This is a genomic window from Sphingomonas sp. Leaf208 (genome assembly GCF_001421415.1).
GTDB lineage: Bacteria > Pseudomonadota > Alphaproteobacteria > Sphingomonadales > Sphingomonadaceae > Sphingomonas.
This window is the reverse complement of the sequence record NZ_LMKH01000001.1, coordinates 262055-278632: the sequence shown is the minus strand read 5'-3', so window position 1 is coordinate 278632 and position 16578 is coordinate 262055. Positions and strand designations below refer to the sequence as shown.

Annotated in this window: 13 protein-coding genes; 4 read left to right on the top strand and 9 right to left on the bottom strand. The window is 65.3% G+C overall.

Annotation, left to right across the window (positions count from 1 at the left end; translation table 11 throughout):
• The first annotated feature begins 137 nt into the window (after positions 1-137).
• Positions 138-2534, top strand: a complete 2397-nt coding sequence (locus ASE69_RS01090) for a TonB-dependent receptor domain-containing protein (RefSeq protein ID WP_056481724.1) — start codon at positions 138-140, stop codon at positions 2532-2534.
• A 45-nt stretch (positions 2535-2579) separates the two neighbouring features.
• On the opposite strand, the gene ASE69_RS01085 is transcribed toward ASE69_RS01090, so the two are convergent.
• Together ASE69_RS01085 and ASE69_RS01080 are read right to left on the bottom strand one after the other, a co-directional pair.
• Complete coding sequence (locus ASE69_RS01085; protein WP_056481721.1) at positions 2580-4559, bottom strand: PAS domain-containing hybrid sensor histidine kinase/response regulator; 1980 nt, start codon at positions 4557-4559, stop codon at positions 2580-2582.
• A gap of 1 nt (position 4560) precedes the next feature.
• Positions 4561-6072 (bottom strand): ATPase domain-containing protein, encoded by a 1512-nt coding sequence (locus ASE69_RS01080; protein WP_056481718.1) that lies wholly within the window; start codon positions 6070-6072, stop codon positions 4561-4563.
• A gap of 111 nt (positions 6073-6183) precedes the next feature.
• Between ASE69_RS01080 and ASE69_RS01075 the strand changes: the two genes are divergently transcribed.
• The 3 genes from ASE69_RS01075 to ASE69_RS01065 all read left to right on the top strand — a co-directional run bounded on the left by ASE69_RS01075 (position 6184) and on the right by ASE69_RS01065 (position 7881).
• Entirely contained in the window at positions 6184-6687 is a 504-nt protein-coding gene (locus ASE69_RS01075; RefSeq protein WP_056481715.1) for a DNA-deoxyinosine glycosylase, read from the top strand.
• 22 nt (positions 6688-6709) lie between these two features.
• Complete coding sequence (locus ASE69_RS01070; RefSeq protein WP_056481712.1) at positions 6710-7210, top strand: DUF1993 family protein; 501 nt, start codon at positions 6710-6712, stop codon at positions 7208-7210.
• An 86-nt stretch (positions 7211-7296) separates the two neighbouring features.
• Positions 7297-7881, top strand: coding sequence for a DedA family protein (locus ASE69_RS01065; RefSeq protein WP_056482924.1), 585 nt, complete (start codon positions 7297-7299; stop codon positions 7879-7881).
• 376 nt (positions 7882-8257) lie between these two features.
• Here the strand turns inward: ASE69_RS01065 and ASE69_RS01060 are convergent, their stop codons facing one another.
• The 7 genes from ASE69_RS01060 to ASE69_RS01030 form a co-directional block, all read right to left on the bottom strand.
• Positions 8258-8476 (bottom strand): hypothetical protein, encoded by a 219-nt coding sequence (locus ASE69_RS01060; RefSeq protein WP_056481709.1) that lies wholly within the window; start codon positions 8474-8476, stop codon positions 8258-8260.
• A 122-nt stretch (positions 8477-8598) separates the two neighbouring features.
• Positions 8599-11088, bottom strand: a complete 2490-nt coding sequence (locus tag ASE69_RS01055; RefSeq protein ID WP_056481707.1) for a TonB-dependent receptor plug domain-containing protein — start codon at positions 11086-11088, stop codon at positions 8599-8601.
• Between the two features lie 65 nt (positions 11089-11153).
• Complete coding sequence (locus ASE69_RS01050; protein ID WP_200924084.1) at positions 11154-11924, bottom strand: gamma-glutamyl-gamma-aminobutyrate hydrolase family protein; 771 nt, start codon at positions 11922-11924, stop codon at positions 11154-11156.
• On the bottom strand, positions 11921-12883 hold the full coding sequence (gene epsC, locus ASE69_RS01045; RefSeq protein ID WP_056481704.1) for a serine O-acetyltransferase EpsC: 963 nt from the start codon (positions 12881-12883) through the stop codon (positions 11921-11923). The genes ASE69_RS01050 and epsC overlap by 4 nt, the downstream gene beginning before the upstream one ends.
• Position 12884: 1 nt before the next feature.
• Entirely contained in the window at positions 12885-13682 is a 798-nt protein-coding gene (locus tag ASE69_RS01040; RefSeq protein ID WP_156362080.1) for a phosphate/phosphite/phosphonate ABC transporter substrate-binding protein, read from the bottom strand.
• Positions 13679-14572, bottom strand: coding sequence for a fatty acid desaturase (locus tag ASE69_RS01035; protein ID WP_082452758.1), 894 nt, complete (start codon positions 14570-14572; stop codon positions 13679-13681). Before ASE69_RS01035 ends, ASE69_RS01040 begins: the two co-directional genes overlap by 4 nt.
• Before the next feature lie 249 nt (positions 14573-14821).
• A complete protein-coding gene (locus ASE69_RS01030; RefSeq protein WP_056481696.1) occupies positions 14822-16501 on the bottom strand; it encodes an alkaline phosphatase D family protein in 1680 nt (559 codons plus the stop codon).
• Positions 16502-16578 lie beyond the last annotated feature (77 nt).

Below are 16578 nucleotides of genomic sequence, written 5' to 3'. Positions count from 1 at the left end.
TCTCCCGTTAGGCGAGGCATTCAGGTCACTACCGTAACAATATCGCCGACCGTCTCGAAATCGTCTTGGATCTGTCGCCGACGCGTCACGTCGATCGGCAAAGGGCCGCTGAGCGCCGTCGCGCTTCAGGGGACATCATGCAGACCATATCGTCGCTCTTCGCCGGTGTCGCACTCGCGGCGCTCGCCACGCCTGCCGCGTTTGCCCAGGCCGCACCGGAAACCCCGGTAGCTGCGCCGGCAGAAGTCCAAGCCGATCCGGCACCCGAGACGTCGTCCGACATCGTCGTGCTCGGCTTTGGCCAGAGCCGCCAGGTGCAGAGCGTCAGCGCCGTCGACCTCGCGCGTCTCACCCCCGGTTCAAGCCCGTTGAAAGCGATCGAGAAGCTTCCCGGCGTCAATTTCCAGGCGTCCGACCCGTTCGGCGCGTATGAATGGGCGGTCCGGATTTCGCTGCGTGGGTTCAACCAGAACCAGCTCGGCTTCACGCTCGACGGCGTGCCGCTCGGTGACATGAGCTACGGCAACGTCAATGGCCTGCACATCAGCCGCGCGATCATCTCCGAGAACGTCGCCCGCACCGAAGTCGCGCAGGGCGCGGGCGCGCTCGGCACCGCATCGACCAGCAATCTCGGCGGCACGATCCAGTTCTTCAGCGACAAACCGCGCGACACCGCCAACGTCACCGGCGGCGGCACCTATGGCTCGGACAACACGTACCGCGGCTATGCGCGTATCGACAGCGGCGATCTCGGCGGCGGGCTGAAGGGCTATCTGAGCTACGGCTACCTCACCACCGACAAGTGGAAGGGCGACGGCGTCCAGCGCCAGCACCAGGCGAACGGCAAGATCGTCAAGGATTTGGGTGCGTTCGGCAGCCTGTCCGCGTTCCTGAACTTCTCCGATCGTCGCGAGCAGGATTACCAGGATCTCAGCTACGACATCATCCGTCGTCGCGGCCTGCGTAACGACAACATCGCCGACAACTATCCGCTCGCGCTGCAGATCGCGAAAACCTACCAGAACCAGGGTGCGCTCGCGACGTATACGAAGGCGAACAACGGCTCGTCGGTCGGCTTCGTCGCACCGTGGGCCGGCACCGGCACGACCTTCCCGACCGGGTTCGGGACGGTCGACGATGCGTATTTCGATGCAGGCGGCGTCCGGCGCGATTACCTTGGCGGCGTCACGCTCGATGCTAACCTGACGCCCGAGCTAACGATGACCACGACCGGTTACTATCACGACAACAAGGGTCAGGGGTCGTGGATCACGCCCTATTCGCCGACCCCGGCGGGTGCGCTGAACCAAGACGGCAGCGCCATCACTGCGCCCAGCCCGCTCGGCTTCCGGACGACCGAATACAGCATCAAGCGCGGCGGTGCGCTCAGCAACATCGCCTATGAGACGGGTGCGAACACCTTCGAGGTGGGCGGCTGGCTCGAGATCAACACCTTCACGCAGGCGCGGCGCTTCTACGGCATGACCGACAGCGCGACGCCCAACCGCGACGTGCTGAAGTTCCAGAAGAATTCCTACGCGACGCAGTGGGACGGCAAATACGGCACCGACACGATGCAGTATCATGTCGAGGACACGCTGAAGCTCATGAACGACCGGTTGATCGTCAACGCCGGGTGGAAGGGCGCCTATGTCGTCAACAGCGCGACGATGCTGCCCGATACGAGCTCGCCGCTGTCGGTCGGCCGTATCTCCGCCAAGGACTGGTTCCAGCCACAGGCCGGCATATTGTTCAAGCTGACCCCGGCGGCGGAAGTGTTTGCCGACTATACCGAGAACATGCGGGCGTTCGTGTCATCGGCGACGACCGGACCGTTCGCGGCGACGCAGGCCGGCTTCAACGCCGTCCGCGGCCGCCTCAAGCCCGAGCGCTCGAAGACTGCGGAGGGCGGCGTCCGCCTCCACAGCGGACCGTTCCAGGCTTCGGCGGTCGGCTATTATGTCGACTTCTCGAACCGCCTGCTCGCCTTTGCGAACGGTGTCGGCATCCTCGGCAACGCCCCGACGCTCAACAACGCGGGCAGCGTGCGCACGTACGGCGCGGAAGTCTCCGCCAATTACCGCGTGTTCCGCCCGCTCTCGCTGTTCGCGAGCTATTCCTACACCAACGCGGAATATCAGGACACGGTCACCGACGCTTCCGGCTCGGTCCAGGTTCGCAAGGGCGACACCGTCGTCGATACGCCCAAGCACATGGTCAAGGGCGAGATCGTGCTCGAACAGTCGGGCTTCACCGGCCGGGTCGGCGCGGATTACATGAGCAAGCGCTACTTCACCTACCTCAACGACCAGTCGGTGCCGAGCCGCGTGCTGGTCGATGCCAGCATCGGCTACCGCTTCGAGGGCGACGGTGCGCTTCACGGCGTCGCGATCGAGGGCAACGTGACCAACCTTACCAACAAGAAGTATATTTCGACGATCGGATCGAATGGTTTCACCGCCAGCGGTGACAACCAGACGTTGCTCGCTGGCGCGCCACGGCAGTTCTTCGTGTCGTTGAAGAAGGGCTTCTAAAGTCCGCAAGAATATCGGACCGGGCGACGTTCGCCCGGTCCGATCTCACTCGACCGCGCGCAGCTTGGGGCGGCCCGGCGGCGACTGGCGCAGCAGTTCGTCGACCCGCGCGGCGAGATCGGTCTGGCGGAACGGCTTCGACAAACGAGTGACGCCCTCGGGCACGTCCTCGCCCGCCGCGGCATAGCCGGTCACGAGCAAAGCCGGGATGCGATTGCCCGACGACCAGAGTTCGGTGATGAGTTGTCCGCCGGTCATCCCCGGCATCAGATAATCGCTGACGAGTATGTCTGCATCGACGCCGGATCGGATTGCCGACAGCGCTTGGCTAGCGGACGGGACCTCGACCACGACATAGCCGATGTCGCGCAGCATGTCGGCAGTCGCGGCGCGTACCAGATCCTCGTCGTCGACGAGCAACACCTTCGCCGCACGCCGCGCGATGACCGGCTCGGCGGTGTTCTCGACCGTCTCGGTCGCCGCTTCCTCGGTTGCCGGCAGCCATAGCTCGACCGTCGTGCCGGAGCCGGGTTCGCTGGTCAGGCGGAGCGTGCCGCCCGACTGCGCGGCGAGCCCGTGGACCATCGAGAGCCCCAGCCCGGTGCCCTTGCCGACGCCCTTGGTCGAGAAGAACGGCTCGGTCGCGCGCGCGAGCGTGGCGCGGTCCATGCCGACGCCGGTATCGATCGCCGCAATCCGGACATACCTGTCTGGCGCCAGACCAATGAGATTGCGCTCGTCGACCACGACTTCGCTAACGGTAAGGGTAAGCTTGCCGCCACCAGGCATCGCGTCACGCGCGTTGATCGCCAGGTTGAGCAGTGCGAGTTCGAGCTGATTGGGATCGACCCGCGCCGACGACAAATGCCGGGGAATCTCGATCGTCACTGCGATCGACGGCCCGAGCGACCGCCGCATCAGGTCGACCAGCCCGTCGATCAGCGCGCCGATATCGACCGCCCGCGGTTGCAACGCCTGCCGTCGCGCGAACGCCAGCAACCGCTGCGTCAACGTCGCCGCCCGCTCCGCCGCCTGCAACGCGCCGCCGATCATCCGCTGCGTACGCTCGTCGTCCTTGTGCCGCCGCCGCAACAAATCGAGACTGCCGACGATCGGCGTCAGGAGATTGTTGAAATCATGCGCGACACCGCCGGTCAGCTGGCCGATCGCATCCATCTTCTGCGCCTGCGCGAGTTGCGCGTCGGCTTCCTTCCGATCGGTGACATCGGAGACCACGCCGGTCATCCGCGCCGCCTTGCCGGCATCGTCATACTGGACCCGCCCCTTGGCGACCAGCCATCGCGAAGCACCGTCGGCCGCATCGATGCGGTACTCGACGTCGATAACGCCGGTTCGGGTCGCCTCGGTCATCGCGCGCGTGACGATACCGCGTTGCTTCACGTCGATATGGCTGAGGAACGTTTCCATGGTCCAGTCGGGTCGGCCCTCCGGATAGCCATAGATCGCGTCATGCCGCAGCGTCCGCCGGGACTCGCCGGTCGTCAGGTCGATGTCCCAGCTTCCCATGCCAGCAGCTTCGAGCGCGATCTCCAGGCTCTCGCGCGCGGTTCGGAGCTCGCTGGTCCGGTCAAGTACCGCGCGTTCCAGCGTCACCGCGACGTCGCGCAACTCATATTGTCGCCGCCGTGCCGTGAGCGCCGACCGGATCGCACCCAGCATCGCCTCGGCATGCAACGGGCGCTCCAGCAGCAGGACATTGCCCAGGTCGGTAAGGCGTTGGGTGGCCCGCGGCGTGCGCGGCGTCCGCGTTCCGTTGGCCAGCACGACGAACTGGATATCCGCCCAATTGGGTTGCGCCGCGACCCATTCCGCCAGCGGAGCAACTTCCTCGGTCGCGAGTGCTTCCTCCGTGAGCATCACCGCGCCCGCGCCCTTGGCGAGTTCGGCGATCAGGTCCATCTGGTCGCGACACACGTAGGCGACGATGTCATTCCGCCCGAGCAGGTCCGACGCGATTGCCGCATCGCGCCCGCGGGGCGCCAGGATCAGGACGCGATCGTCCATGTCAGACGCGCGAGTCCTGCATCCCCATCCGACTGGCCATCAACGTCTTTCCTTCGCCCGAGAATGTCGGAACGCCGGTCAGCACGCCCTGGAATTCGCGAAGGGGCTCGCCGACCAGCAATCCGTTGCTACCGATCTGAAACTCCCGGATCGTGCGTTCGTGCCGTGCGGTACGCGTCTTGATGACCGAAATCGCCTGCCGCACCTCGCCATGCGCCTCGAAATAGCGGAGCTGGACGATCGTATCGGACAGATAGCTGAGGTCGACGTCGGACCGGACGTCTCCGGTGATCCCGTGCAGGCCGAGGATCAGCAGGCTGACGATCCCCTTCTGACCGAGATACGTCAGCATCTCGTGCATCTGCAGGATCAGGAACTGTTCGTTCGGCATCGCCTGGAGGTAGGCATTGAGGCTGTCGATCACGACGATCTTAGCCTTGTGCTGCTCGACCGCAGCCCGCACCGCGCCGGAGAACTCGCCTGGCGACATCTCGGCGGGATCGATCGCCCGCAGCTCGAGCTGCCCGTTCTCGACGAACGGCATCAGGTCCATGCCCAGCGACGCACTCCGCTTCAGCAACGTCGGCAACCGCTCGTCGAACAGAAAGTACGCCGCGCGCTCGCCCCGCTCCAGCGCTGCGATCACCGACTGGACCGACGCGGTCGTCTTCCCGACACCGGCAGGCCCCGTCAGCAACGTCGCGGTGCCCGGGATAAGACCGCCACCCAGCAACGTGTCGAGTTCGGTCGAGCCGGTCGAAACTGCCTCGTCCGAATATTTCATGACGTGCTCGGACGCGACGAGGCGCGGATAGACGCAGAGCCCACCGCGCTCGATCTCGAAATCATGATAGCCGCCGCGATACCGTACGCCGCGCATCTTCACGACGTGCATGCGGCGACGTTGCGCGCCGAACCCGGACAAGGTCTGTTCGAGCGAGATGACGCCGTGCGCGATGCTGTGCAACTGGAGATCGCTGCCCGAGCCGCTCTTGTCGTCGAGGAACAGCACGGTGCAGGCCCGCGTCGAGAAGAAGTGCTTGAGCGCGAGGATCTGGCGGCGATAGCGGATCGGGCTTTGCGCGAGCAGGCGCAGTTCGGACAGGCTGTCGATCACCACGCGCTTGGGGCGAAGCTCGTCAACCTTCGCCATCACGTCGCGGATCGTCTCGCCGAGCTCGACCTCGCTTGGATGCAGCAACGTCTGTTCATGGTCTTCGCCAAGGCCGTCGGCCGGCACCATCTCGAACAGCGTCAGCGGGTCCAGCGACCAGCCATGCGTCTGCGCCACCGCGCGCAACTCGACTTCGGTCTCGGCCAGCGTGATATACAACCCCGCCTCGCCGACCGATTCGCCGGCGAGCAGGAAGCCAAGCCCGAGCGTCGTCTTGCCCGTGCCGGGCGTACCCTCGACAAGGTACATTCGGTCCGGTGTCAGCCCCCCATTCAGAATGTCGTCGAGCCCGTCGATACCGGTCCGTGCGAGCGCCGGTAATTGTCCGTTCAGTGCCAAGTGGCAGTCCTTCCTGTGATCGTACCGCGCGTGGTGCGACCATATGTGCCGACCCTAGGTTATAACCGGCGTATCGCATAGTCTTGCGGTCGTGACAGTCCGGGGATCTTAATGTCGCTCAAGCACTCGTTTCCGCCGATTTTCGATTCTGAAGCGCGGGTTCTGGTTCTGGGCAGCCTGCCGGGCGACCGGTCACTCGCTGCCCAGCGCTATTATGCGCATCCGCAGAACCAGTTCTGGCAGCTGATGTCGCCGGTCGTCGGCTGCGATCTCGTTACGCTCGACTATGAGGATCGGTTGGCGGCGTTGCGGGCGAGCGGCGTGGCGCTGTGGGACGTAATCGGCTCGGCGCGGCGGAGTGGAAGCAGCGACGCGGCGATCCTTGACGCCGAAGGCAACGACATCGTCGCGCTCATCGGACGATTACCGAAGCTTCGCGCAGTCGCTTTCAACGGCGGTACCGCGCTCAAGCAGGGCCTGAAGCTGCTCGGACCGAACTATGCTAGACCGACCATCGTCGCGCTTCCCTCCAGCAGCCCGCTGCACACGATCGGCGTCGCGGCAAAGCAGCCCGCCTGGAACCAGCTCGCCGCGTTCCTCCTCGACCGGACGTGACTGCGCGCCTACGTCTGTGTCCATGACCCAGCTCTATGACCTCACCGTCCCCGCGTTTCGCCGCGGTTTCGCCAGTCTTTCGGCGATCCTGAAATCGGGCGAAGCCTATGCACAGGAGCACGGCATCGCCGAGGCGGACATGCTTGGCACGCGACTGATCACCGACATGGCGCCGCTGACCGCGCAGGTCCAGCGCGCCAGCGACACGGCCAAGGGCGCGATGGTCCGGCTTGGCGGCGTCCCGACGATCGCGATGGCCGACGACGAAACGAGTTTCGCAGCGCTGCAGCAGCGCATCGCCGCAACGGTTGCGTTCCTCGAGGGCGTGCCGCGCGAGGCGATCGACGGCAAGGAGGATGCCGTCGTCACGATCGTCACGCCCAGCCGGACGTTGGACTTTACGGGGCAGAACTACGTGCTCGGGTTCGTGCTGCCCAATTTCTATTTCCACATCACGACCGCCTACGCGTTGTTGCGGATGCGCGGCGTGCCGATCGGCAAGATGGACTATCTCGGTCGGTAGAAGCCTGCATCGACGTCGATAACCGCCTGTAGCGAGGCGGATAAATGATACTGGCGGAGAACTCCGCGCTGCGGCAAGGGCGAGCGATGTCGATCGAAACGCTCATCGCCCAATACGGCCTCGCCGCGATATTCCTGGGTGCGGGGCTCGAAGGCGAAACCGCGGTCGTCACGGGCGGTGTGTTGGCGCATCAGCATTTGCTGCCGCTCTGGGGCAGCGCCGCTGCGGCCGTCGCGGGATCGTTCGCCGCGGACCAGCTCTTCTTCCTCGCCGGGCGTCGTTTCCGCGACACGGCCCGCGTTCGCAAGATCGCCGCCAAGCCGGCCTTCGCCAAGGCACTCGACACGCTGGAACGCCATCCGACCGTCTTCATCCTCGGCTTCCGCTTCCTCTACGGCCTGCGCACGATCAGCCCCATAGCTATCGGCACGTCGCATGTCCCCGCACGCACGTTCATGATGCTCAATGCGATCTCTGCGGTAGTCTGGGGCGTGATGTTCACCGGCATCGGCTATCTGTTCGGGGATACGCTGCTCGACGCGGTCCACAGCATCATGCCGAGGCATAAGTTGGCCGGCGTTGCGATCCTCGCAGTCGTTGTCGCGGTGGTGATGACCGCGATCCGCTATTGGCGCGGACGTCGATCCAACGCGGTACCGAAGACCAGCTGACTAATAGGGAATATTCGAGAATACGGCCCCTGTCAGATGCCGGCAGGCCGCGAACTCTTCCAGAGCTCGCGCTCAAAAATGGTGGCCCAGCAGAAGGGCTCCACTGGACCACTAGGTTCCGTCTAGGGAGCTTCACTTCGCCTGACGTTGCCCCGTTGTAATACCCACTTATCAAATAGGAATAGAGTTATTCCCTACCCTCGGTGAGTAGAGTATAAATTACGCCGAAATGCATCGGCTTGAAAACGTACTTCTACAGCGCAAAAATTCAAAAGGCGACGACTTCCCCAGAACGGAAAGTACGTCGCCTTTCTAGTCTTCAAACAGATGGTTCGATTACCGAACCAAGCCGTCTTTTACAATTTGAAGTCACTGATCAGAGCGCGTTGCCGCTCGAATTCGAATCGACCGAGTTCTCGAGATCAGCCGAGTTGCTCGTTTCGATACCATCTACCGCGGAAAGATTCGCGTCCGACTCTTCGACGACCGTGTTCGACTGAATGTCGGTAACGTTCTCGGTCGCTGCGGGCTTCGTGCAGGCGGCAAGGCCAAGCGCCAGGACTGCAATCATTGGCACGATCGTGATCTTCTTCATCGAATGGTCTCCGTGATGACTAGTGCAGAATTACGACTGCAATGCGCGAAATCGATCCTGGAACCGAAAGCTACCCAGCGATGCGGCCGAACGCAATACCCTATCGCACGACTATGATTTAATCACCAGCTCAGGCCGGCGCGTGCGTAGACGTAGCGGCCGTTGAACCCGAACGGCGAGTAATACGGGTAGCCGATCACCCCGGTCGGGTTGTTCGCGATGCTCGTCGCGTCGGGATAGACGTCGAACAGGTTGCTGACGCCGAGCCCGATCTGCGCGCCCTTCTTCGCCTGGTAGCGGAGTTCGAGATCGGTGATCAGGTGCTTGCCGCTGTGCACGTCGCCGGCAGCCGTCGTGCCGGGCTGCGTCACGTCGCCATAATAGGTGACGCGGGCCAGTGCGCCGAGCTGGTCGAGCGACCAATCGATCGACCCGGTCACCTTCTCGCCCGGCGTACCGTTCTCCAGCGATTCGATGCGGTTGCGAGCGAACAGCGTCGGTGCCGGGTTGAGCGTCGAGGTCGATGTCGGCACGCGCGTCACGTCCACGTCGTTGACGTTGCCGGCGATCGTCAGGTCGAACGTCCCGGCAGCATCGGTCGGCAGCCGGTAATGCGCGACCGCGTCGATGCCCTTGGTGGTCGAGGCGATGCCGTTGACGAAGAACCGCGCTGCCGTTGCCCCTGATCCCGCGAGCAAGTTGAGGATCTGCGCATTGACCGCGGCGGATTGGGTCGGCGACGTGGTGATGTTCTCCGAAAGACCGATCTGATTGCGGATGCGGATGCGGTACGCATCGACTGTCAGGTCGAACCCGCCAAAGCGAATGACGGTACCGACCGAGAAATTCGTCGACTTCTCAGGCTCGAGAGGAAGGCCTCCGAGCCTAGCCGCAATGGGGCTTACCGATGGGTAGGTTCCGGTCTGAACTGGGTTTCCGTTTTGAATGACGGTTGCGACCGACGTGAAATACTGCTGCTGCAGAGCCGGCGCGCGGAAGCCTGTCGATGCCGTTCCGCGAAGCGCAAACCAGCGCGCGAAGTCATAGCGCGCGGAGACCTTACCGGTGCCGGTCGAGCCGAAATCGGAATAGTCTTCCCCGCGTCCGGCGAGTCCGAGCAGCAACTTGTCCGTCACCTGCGCTTCTACATCGAGATAGACGCTGCCGTTGCGACGGCTCCGCTCGATCGCGTTGTCCGGTGAGAATCCGCCAAAGCCCTGCGCGCCTGGGGGTGCGCTCGGCAGTGCGCCGGTCACTGTCCCAGCGGCGGGATAGCCATAGGATGCGAGTTCGCCCGACTGGATCTTGAACCCCTCGCGGCGCCCTTCGAGCCCGAACGCGACGTTGACGCCCTGCAACACATCGAACTTACGATCGACGTCGAGCCCGACGATGTACTGGTCGTAGATCAGCGCACCGTCGGAGAAGTCGCGCTGCGTGGCGCGCCCATAGGCATAGTTCGCGGAATCCAGCGTGCGGAACCCGATCTTGTTGCGGCCATAGCTGGCGGTCAGGTCGACGTTCCAGTCGGCGACCACGCCCTTGATGCCGATCGCCGAGTTGATGTCGCGCGACTTGGTATTGATCAGCGGCAGGAAGCCATCGGACAGCCCTGCCAGCTCCAGTCGCGCGACTGCTACCGGGTCCGACTGCAGCGGCAATCGCGGGAAGGCCGCGCTGCGCGTGTCGCGGTCCTGATAGCCGAGCCAGCCGTACAGCTTCCACGTGCCGGTCAGCGTCGTGCCGGCGTTGGCGAAGATGCTGTATTGCTCGACCTTGGGGTCGCCGAAGAGGCCGGTCACACGGCCCGGCGTGCCGGGGATTTTGACGAGCGTGCGCGTGTCGAAGTCGGCGCGGTTGGTCGCCTGGCGATCCAGATACTCGCCCGAAACGGTCAGGAAACCGTCATCGCCAAAGCCGATACCCTGCCAGCCGGACACGGTCAGCGCATGCTCGCCGTTCGTGCTGCGGCTGCCGCGCGCGGTGTCGATATCGGTGTTGTAGAAGCCGTAATTGACCGTCATGCCGCCGCCCGACCGGGCCTCGCGCAGCCGCAGGTTGACGACGCCGGCGATCGCATCAGAGCCATATTGTGCGGACGCCCCGTCACGCAGCACCTCGATACGATCGAGTGCCACGGTCGGGATCGTGTTCAGGTCGACTGCGGCCGACCCGCGCCCCACCGAACCGCCCACGTTGAGCAAAGCCGCGGTATGGCCGCGCACGCCGTTGACCAGCACCAGCGTCTGGTCGGGCGACAGGCCGCGCAGCGTCGCCGGGCGGATCGCGTCGGTGCCATCGACCGCGGACGGCCGCGGGAAGTCGATCGACGGCACGACCGCCGACAGCGCCGCACCGAGCTCGGTCGTCCCCTGGCGCTGGATCGCGGCCGAACTCAACACGTCGATCGGCGAGGCACTGTCGAGCCGCGAGCGACCGACGGCGCGCGTGCCGGTGACGATGATATCGTCTCCCGTGTCGGGCGCCGCAGCGGGGTCTGCGGCAGGCGCCGTCGCCGTTTGCGCGGGCACGTCCTGCGCATAAGCAACATGCGCGCTGGCGAAGGCGAGGGTCGAGGCGGCGAGCGTCAACGCGGTACGATAAGCAGTCATGATAGTGTCCCTGTTAGTGGATCGCTCTGCGACGATCTCCGTGCGAACCAAACGAACGGTCGCAGTCATCGGTCCCGATAGGTCCCAAGCGACTGGCCGATAAGTGAAAAGAATGCGCGGCTGGCTGCGCTGGCTGCAACGTCCCATTCGGGATGCCATTGCACCGCCAGCACGTCGCCGCCGCACGGGCGCGCCGAGAACGCCTCGACCAGCCCGTCCGAAACCGCATGCGCCTCGACGCTGAGCCCCTCGCCCAGCCGATCGATACCCTGGCGGTGGACCGACGTGACCGAGATGCTGGGCTCGGCGATCGCGGCCGCGAGCATCCCGCCAGATCGCAGCGTGACGTCATGGACATGGTCGAACAGCGTTTCGTACGCGGTCGCGTCGTCGGTCGATCGGTGATGGCCATCGTCCAGCGCATCGGTCAGCGTGCCGCCGAACAGCACGTTCAACTCCTGCAAGCCGCGGCAGATACCGAACACCGGCCGCCCCGCCTCGATCATCCGGCCCGCGAGTTCGAGCGCCACCGCATCGCGGTCCAGATCGAGCGCATCGTCGGCCGCGTCCGACTTGCCGTAGCGTGCCCCTGCGACGTTCGAGCGCGACCCGGTCAGCAACAGGCCATCTAGGCGTCCAGCCAGCGCCCGCGTGTCCATCGCATCCGCCACGGCCGGCACCAGCAGGACGGTTGCGCCGGCATAGCGCACCAGCGGCTCGACGAAGCGGGTGGCGACCGCCTGGATCGGACGATCGACCACTTCGTTGCAGCACAACACGCCGATCACGGGCTTGGGCGGCCCATCCTCCCGACGGCAGCAGGCAAAACGCATCATGCGGCGCGCCCTCTCAGCGTCTCGTGCAACTGGTCCGCCGCATCGCCCGCGAGGATCATCGCGGTCGGCTGTGCGACCACGCTGCCGGCGGGTACGTCTTCGAGCAGCCAGACATTACCGCCGATCGTCGCGCCCTGCCCGATCGTCACGCGACCAAGGATCGTCGCACCGGCATAGATCACCACGTCGTCCTCGACGATCGGATGCCGCGCGAGCCGTTCACGCGCCGACACGTCGGTCACGCCGAGCGGACTGCGCGCGCCGAGCGTGACGTGCTGGTAGATCTGCACCCGGTCGCCGATGATCGCGGTCTCGCCGATCACGACGCCGGTGCCGTGATCGATGAAGAAGCTGCGGCCGATCGTCGCGCCCGGGTGGATGTCGATGCCGGTGCGGTTGTTGGCGAGTTCGGAGATGATCCGCGCGACGATCGGCGCGCCGAGGCCGTAGAGCGCGTGCGCGATCCGGTGATACAGGATCGCGACGATGCCGGGGTAGCAGATCAGGATCTCGTCCGCGCTGCGGGCCGCCGGATCGCCGAGGAATGCCGCGCGGACATCGTCGTCGACCAGTTCGCGGATCGGCCCCAGTTCGGCGCAGAACAGGCCGATGATCATGCTCGCATGGCTGACGTCGAACGACAGCACCGCCTCTTCCTGCCAATAGGCGAATTCGCGTTCGACCTGCCGTTGCAGCCGTTCCAGCGCCTGTCGGAGCCGCGTCTCGACGAACGCGTCCTCGCGCTCGACCGGACCTGCGAACATGCCGAGCCGCCCGGGAAACAGCGCCGCGACGAGATCGTCGAGCGCGCGCCCGGTCTCGTCCAGCGACGGGAAGCGCGCGACGCTATGTCGGCCGTCCTGCTCCTGCCGCCAGGCGCGACGTGCGCTGCGCAGTTCGTCGATCGTCGCGGCGAGGTCGATCGGGTCGGATGCTGATGACACGGCGTTGTCCTTCATGTCAGCGGAGCGTGGGATAGCCGGCCCGGACGGCCTCGGCTTCCAGCGTCGATATCGGGGTCAGCGCGCCTGGCTCGGCGGGTATGATCCCGGCGAGGAGCAGCGTCTCGCGTACCGCCGCGAGCGCGGGATCGGCGGCGACATGATCGAGCGCGCTTCGCAATGCCGCCACCGTCTCGGCGTCGGTCCCGGTCGCGGTCACGAAGGGCAGGCTCGGCGATGCGGGGCTGGGCGCGACGATCTTCAGGCGCGCGACCAACGCCGGCTCGAACCGTGCGATGGTCGCATAGGTTACGCGGTCGATCGCGGCGAGATCCGCCTTGCCCGTCCCGACCGCGACGATGCTGGCTCGATGCGCGCCGGTTTCGACCACCTCGGCAAAGAACGGCCCCTGCCCTGCAAACGGCGCTACCGTCGCGCGGAACAGGTTCATGCCGGTGTTCGACTGGCGGTCGTTGATGGCCGCGCGGCTACCGCGGAACACCGCGACCGAACCGCGGGGATCGTCCGCTCTCGCCACGATCACACTGCCGCTTTCTCGCCCGGCGTAGATCGGGAACGCGATCACGCGCAGATCCAGCGTCGGATCGGCGATCAACGGATAGCCACAGGCCTGGCCGAACAGCAGCGCCGGATCGCGCCAGATCGCATGGACGTCACGTGTTCGATCGAGCCGATCGGGCACCTCCGCGACACCGCGTTCGCGCAGGACGGCGGCAATCGCCGACCACAGCCGGTCGTTGGCATCATGCTGCGCGGGGTGATCGTACATCCCAAGCGAGGCGATCCGGTCCGTCAAGAGACGGGCTCGCGGTGGAGGGGATGGACCATGTCGTCATGCGCGCTGAACGCGAACCGCCGGACGATCTCGCCATACCCCTGATAGATCGGTGCCCCCGCGTCGGCGAACCGCGCTCGGTTACGGTGATGGTACGCTGGCAGGTCGTACCAGGCGAGCGACGGCCGCTCGTGATGCGCGGCATGCAAATTGTTGTTGAGATACAGCAGCCCGAGGAGCCCGCCATGCTCGACGCTGGCGGCGCGACCGGGGCTCGCGAGATCGGCGCGGTGCTCGGCGTAGGAGCGCACCATGGTCAGCGCCATGCCCGGATAGACGAAGCAGAGCACGTAACGGCCGACGCCAAGACCGACATGGTCGAGCCACCAGAGCACCAGCGCGACCGCGACGAGGTGTGGCGCCCAGTCGCGCGCTACGCACGCCGGTTCGCGCGCCAGTCGGCGGGACTCTTGCAGGAAGAGCCGGCCGACCGAGATCGCAGGTCCGAAGACCATCTCACCGAGAAGCGTGGATTGAAGCCGGCCGAGGACTGCGGCGAAACCACGCGCCTGTACCCGGTAGCGGGACTCTGGGTCATGCCGAGGATCGGTGATGACCTCCGCGGGGTGATGCGCGACATGGCTGCGGCGGTACAGGCGATAGGGCAGCCATAGCGACAGCGGTGCAAACCCGATCGCGTCGTTGATCCACCGGATCCGCGTCGGATGCCCGTGAATGACCTCGTGCTGCAGCGATTCCTGCCAGGCAAGTAGCCACCCGCCGATCGGCACCAGCAACGGCGTCGGAATGACCACATGCCATGCCGTCGCGACCATCCATCCGCCGTACACGATACCTGCCAGAAGGACGGTCGGCCATCCTACCGTCGAACTCGAAGCCTCTCGCTGCATTCCCATCTCCGTCCGAGGAGATGAATATCCCCTGAGAGAATGGGAATTGACAGTCGATTGAACTTCGCGACGGAAAAACTTTGATTGTCAGGCAGTAGGGCCAGCCACCGACGATCATTCTGATCCTCCCCCGTCAGGGGGAGGTGGCAGGCGCTTGCCTGACGGAGGGGGCGGCAAGCGATAACCGATGTTCCGTATTCCCCCTCCGTCACCGTCGGCGACACCTCCTCTTCGCGGGAGCAGATCGTTTCAGGCGATCTCTTCCAGCGGCAGTTCGGGCCGCGCAGCCTGTGCACGAAACCGCTTCACGGTCGCTTGGGTGAACGGCTTGGCAAATACCGTCGACACGGTCACGAAATCCGCGGTCGCCTGCTCAGGCGTGAGCGTCAGCAGCGTGAAGCCTTTGGCGTCCTGGTCGCAGAACCGCACTTCGCCCTTATTGGCGTCTGCGATCAACGTGCCGATACCCGGCAATAGCGAACCGTAGGACGGACTGGTGATCGCGGTGCAGCCGAATTCGACCGCGACCAGCTTGCCCGCATCGTCGTGCAGATCGTTCGCCCAAGCCGCATGACTATCGCCCGACAGCACGATCGGCCGCGACTTCGCACGCCGGAACGCCGCGTACAGGCGCTCGCGCGCGGGCGGATAGCCGTCCCAGCTGTCGAGGCCGAACGGCATGCCGGCACGGTACGAAGCGATGCCTGCTGCCAGTCGCTCGCGCCACATCGCCGGCAGCTTCGCCATCGTCTCGCCGAATTTCACCGGCCCGAGTTGCCGCTCCATGTCGGGCCCCGCGACCTTCGCCATCACGATCTGGTTGCCCAGCACCTGCCAGGGCTTTCCCGCGGTCACCGATGCCGCCATCGTCTTCTCGACCCAGGCAAGCTGCGCCGGCCCGAGCAGTTCGCGATCGGGCCGCGCGCGTTCCGCCAGCATCGGCGCGTATTCTGCGGGTGTGATCGCCTCGCCCTTCGACACGACCTGATGGCTGCGCGCGAGCAACCGCGTCTCGACCATCACCAGCGTCGCGAGATCGCCGAAATCGAAGCTGCGGTTGATCGCCGCCCAAGGCTGGCCGGGCTTGGGGTCGCGGATCGGCATCCATTCGAAATACGCCTGCATCGCCGCCGCCTTGCGCGCGTCCCAGTCGCCCTCGGTCTTGGGGTCGTGGTTCTCGGCACCGTGCATCCAGTCGTCGTTGGCGACCTCATGATCGTCCCACACGCAGATGAACGCAGCGCGCGCATGGGCGGCCTGCATGTCGACGTCGCGCTTCACCTGAGCGTGGCGCATCCGGTAGTCGGCGAGGCTGACGATCTCGTGACGCGGCTCGACTAGACGATTGATCTTCTTGGCGATGTCGGCGCCGTACCCGTCGACGCCGTATTCGTAGATATAGTCGCCGAGGTGCAGGACGGCGTCGAGCCGGTCGAGCTTGGCGATCGCGTCATATGCGTTGAACAAGCCGCCGGCGTAGAGCTGGCACGAAACGACCGCCATGACGACGTCGGCGACCTTGCCCTTCGGCAGCGTCCGGAGCCGGCCGACCGGCGAGCGCGTGCCGTCCGCGGCGTCGAACCAGTAGCGATATTCGTGCCCCGGCTGGAGCCCGGTCGCCTCGACCTTGGCGGTGAAGTCACGCGCGGCGCGGGCCTTGACCGTGCCCGAGCGGATCGGCTTGCCGTCTTCGGTCTCCGCGACGTGCCAGGTCAGCGCGATGTCGCCGGCCTGCGCCGCATCGACCGGTGTCGCCCGCGTCCAAAGAATGGCGCCGTCGACCGAAGGATCACCACTCGCCACCCCGTGATCGAAGCGCGCTTTCGCCGCGTCGGCCGCTTGTGTCGCTACCGCGGGAAGCGCGAGGGTCGCACCCGAGCCCGTAAGTTTCAGGGCATACTTGAGCGCATCGCGGCGGTTGATCGTCATCGTCTCGGGCTTTCGTAACGGCTGTTGCCCGCCTGCTAGCCACGATCGAAGACACCCCGGCGGCAACGATGTGACAG

Excerpts from the sequence above, each read along its gene's own strand:
- ASE69_RS01070 (WP_056481712.1), top strand. The coding sequence starts at position 6,710 with ATGACCCAGCTCTATGACCTCACCGTCCCCGCGTTTCGCCGCGGTTTC.
- ASE69_RS01085 (WP_056481721.1), bottom strand. The coding sequence starts at position 4,559 with ATGGACGATCGCGTCCTGATCCTGGCGCCCCGCGGGCGCGATGCGGCA.
- ASE69_RS01060 (WP_056481709.1), bottom strand. The coding sequence starts at position 8,476 with ATGAAGAAGATCACGATCGTGCCAATGATTGCAGTCCTGGCGCTTGGC.
- ASE69_RS01035 (WP_082452758.1), bottom strand. The coding sequence starts at position 14,572 with ATGCAGCGAGAGGCTTCGAGTTCGACGGTAGGATGGCCGACCGTCCTT.
- ASE69_RS01055 (WP_056481707.1), bottom strand. The coding sequence starts at position 11,088 with ATGACTGCTTATCGTACCGCGTTGACGCTCGCCGCCTCGACCCTCGCC.
- ASE69_RS01075 (WP_056481715.1), top strand. The coding sequence starts at position 6,184 with ATGTCGCTCAAGCACTCGTTTCCGCCGATTTTCGATTCTGAAGCGCGG.
- epsC (WP_056481704.1), bottom strand. The coding sequence starts at position 12,883 with ATGAAGGACAACGCCGTGTCATCAGCATCCGACCCGATCGACCTCGCC.
- ASE69_RS01065 (WP_056482924.1), top strand. The coding sequence starts at position 7,297 with ATGTCGATCGAAACGCTCATCGCCCAATACGGCCTCGCCGCGATATTC.
- ASE69_RS01090 (WP_056481724.1), top strand. The coding sequence starts at position 138 with ATGCAGACCATATCGTCGCTCTTCGCCGGTGTCGCACTCGCGGCGCTC.
- ASE69_RS01050 (WP_200924084.1), bottom strand. The coding sequence starts at position 11,924 with ATGATGCGTTTTGCCTGCTGCCGTCGGGAGGATGGGCCGCCCAAGCCC.
- ASE69_RS01030 (WP_056481696.1), bottom strand. The coding sequence starts at position 16,501 with ATGACGATCAACCGCCGCGATGCGCTCAAGTATGCCCTGAAACTTACG.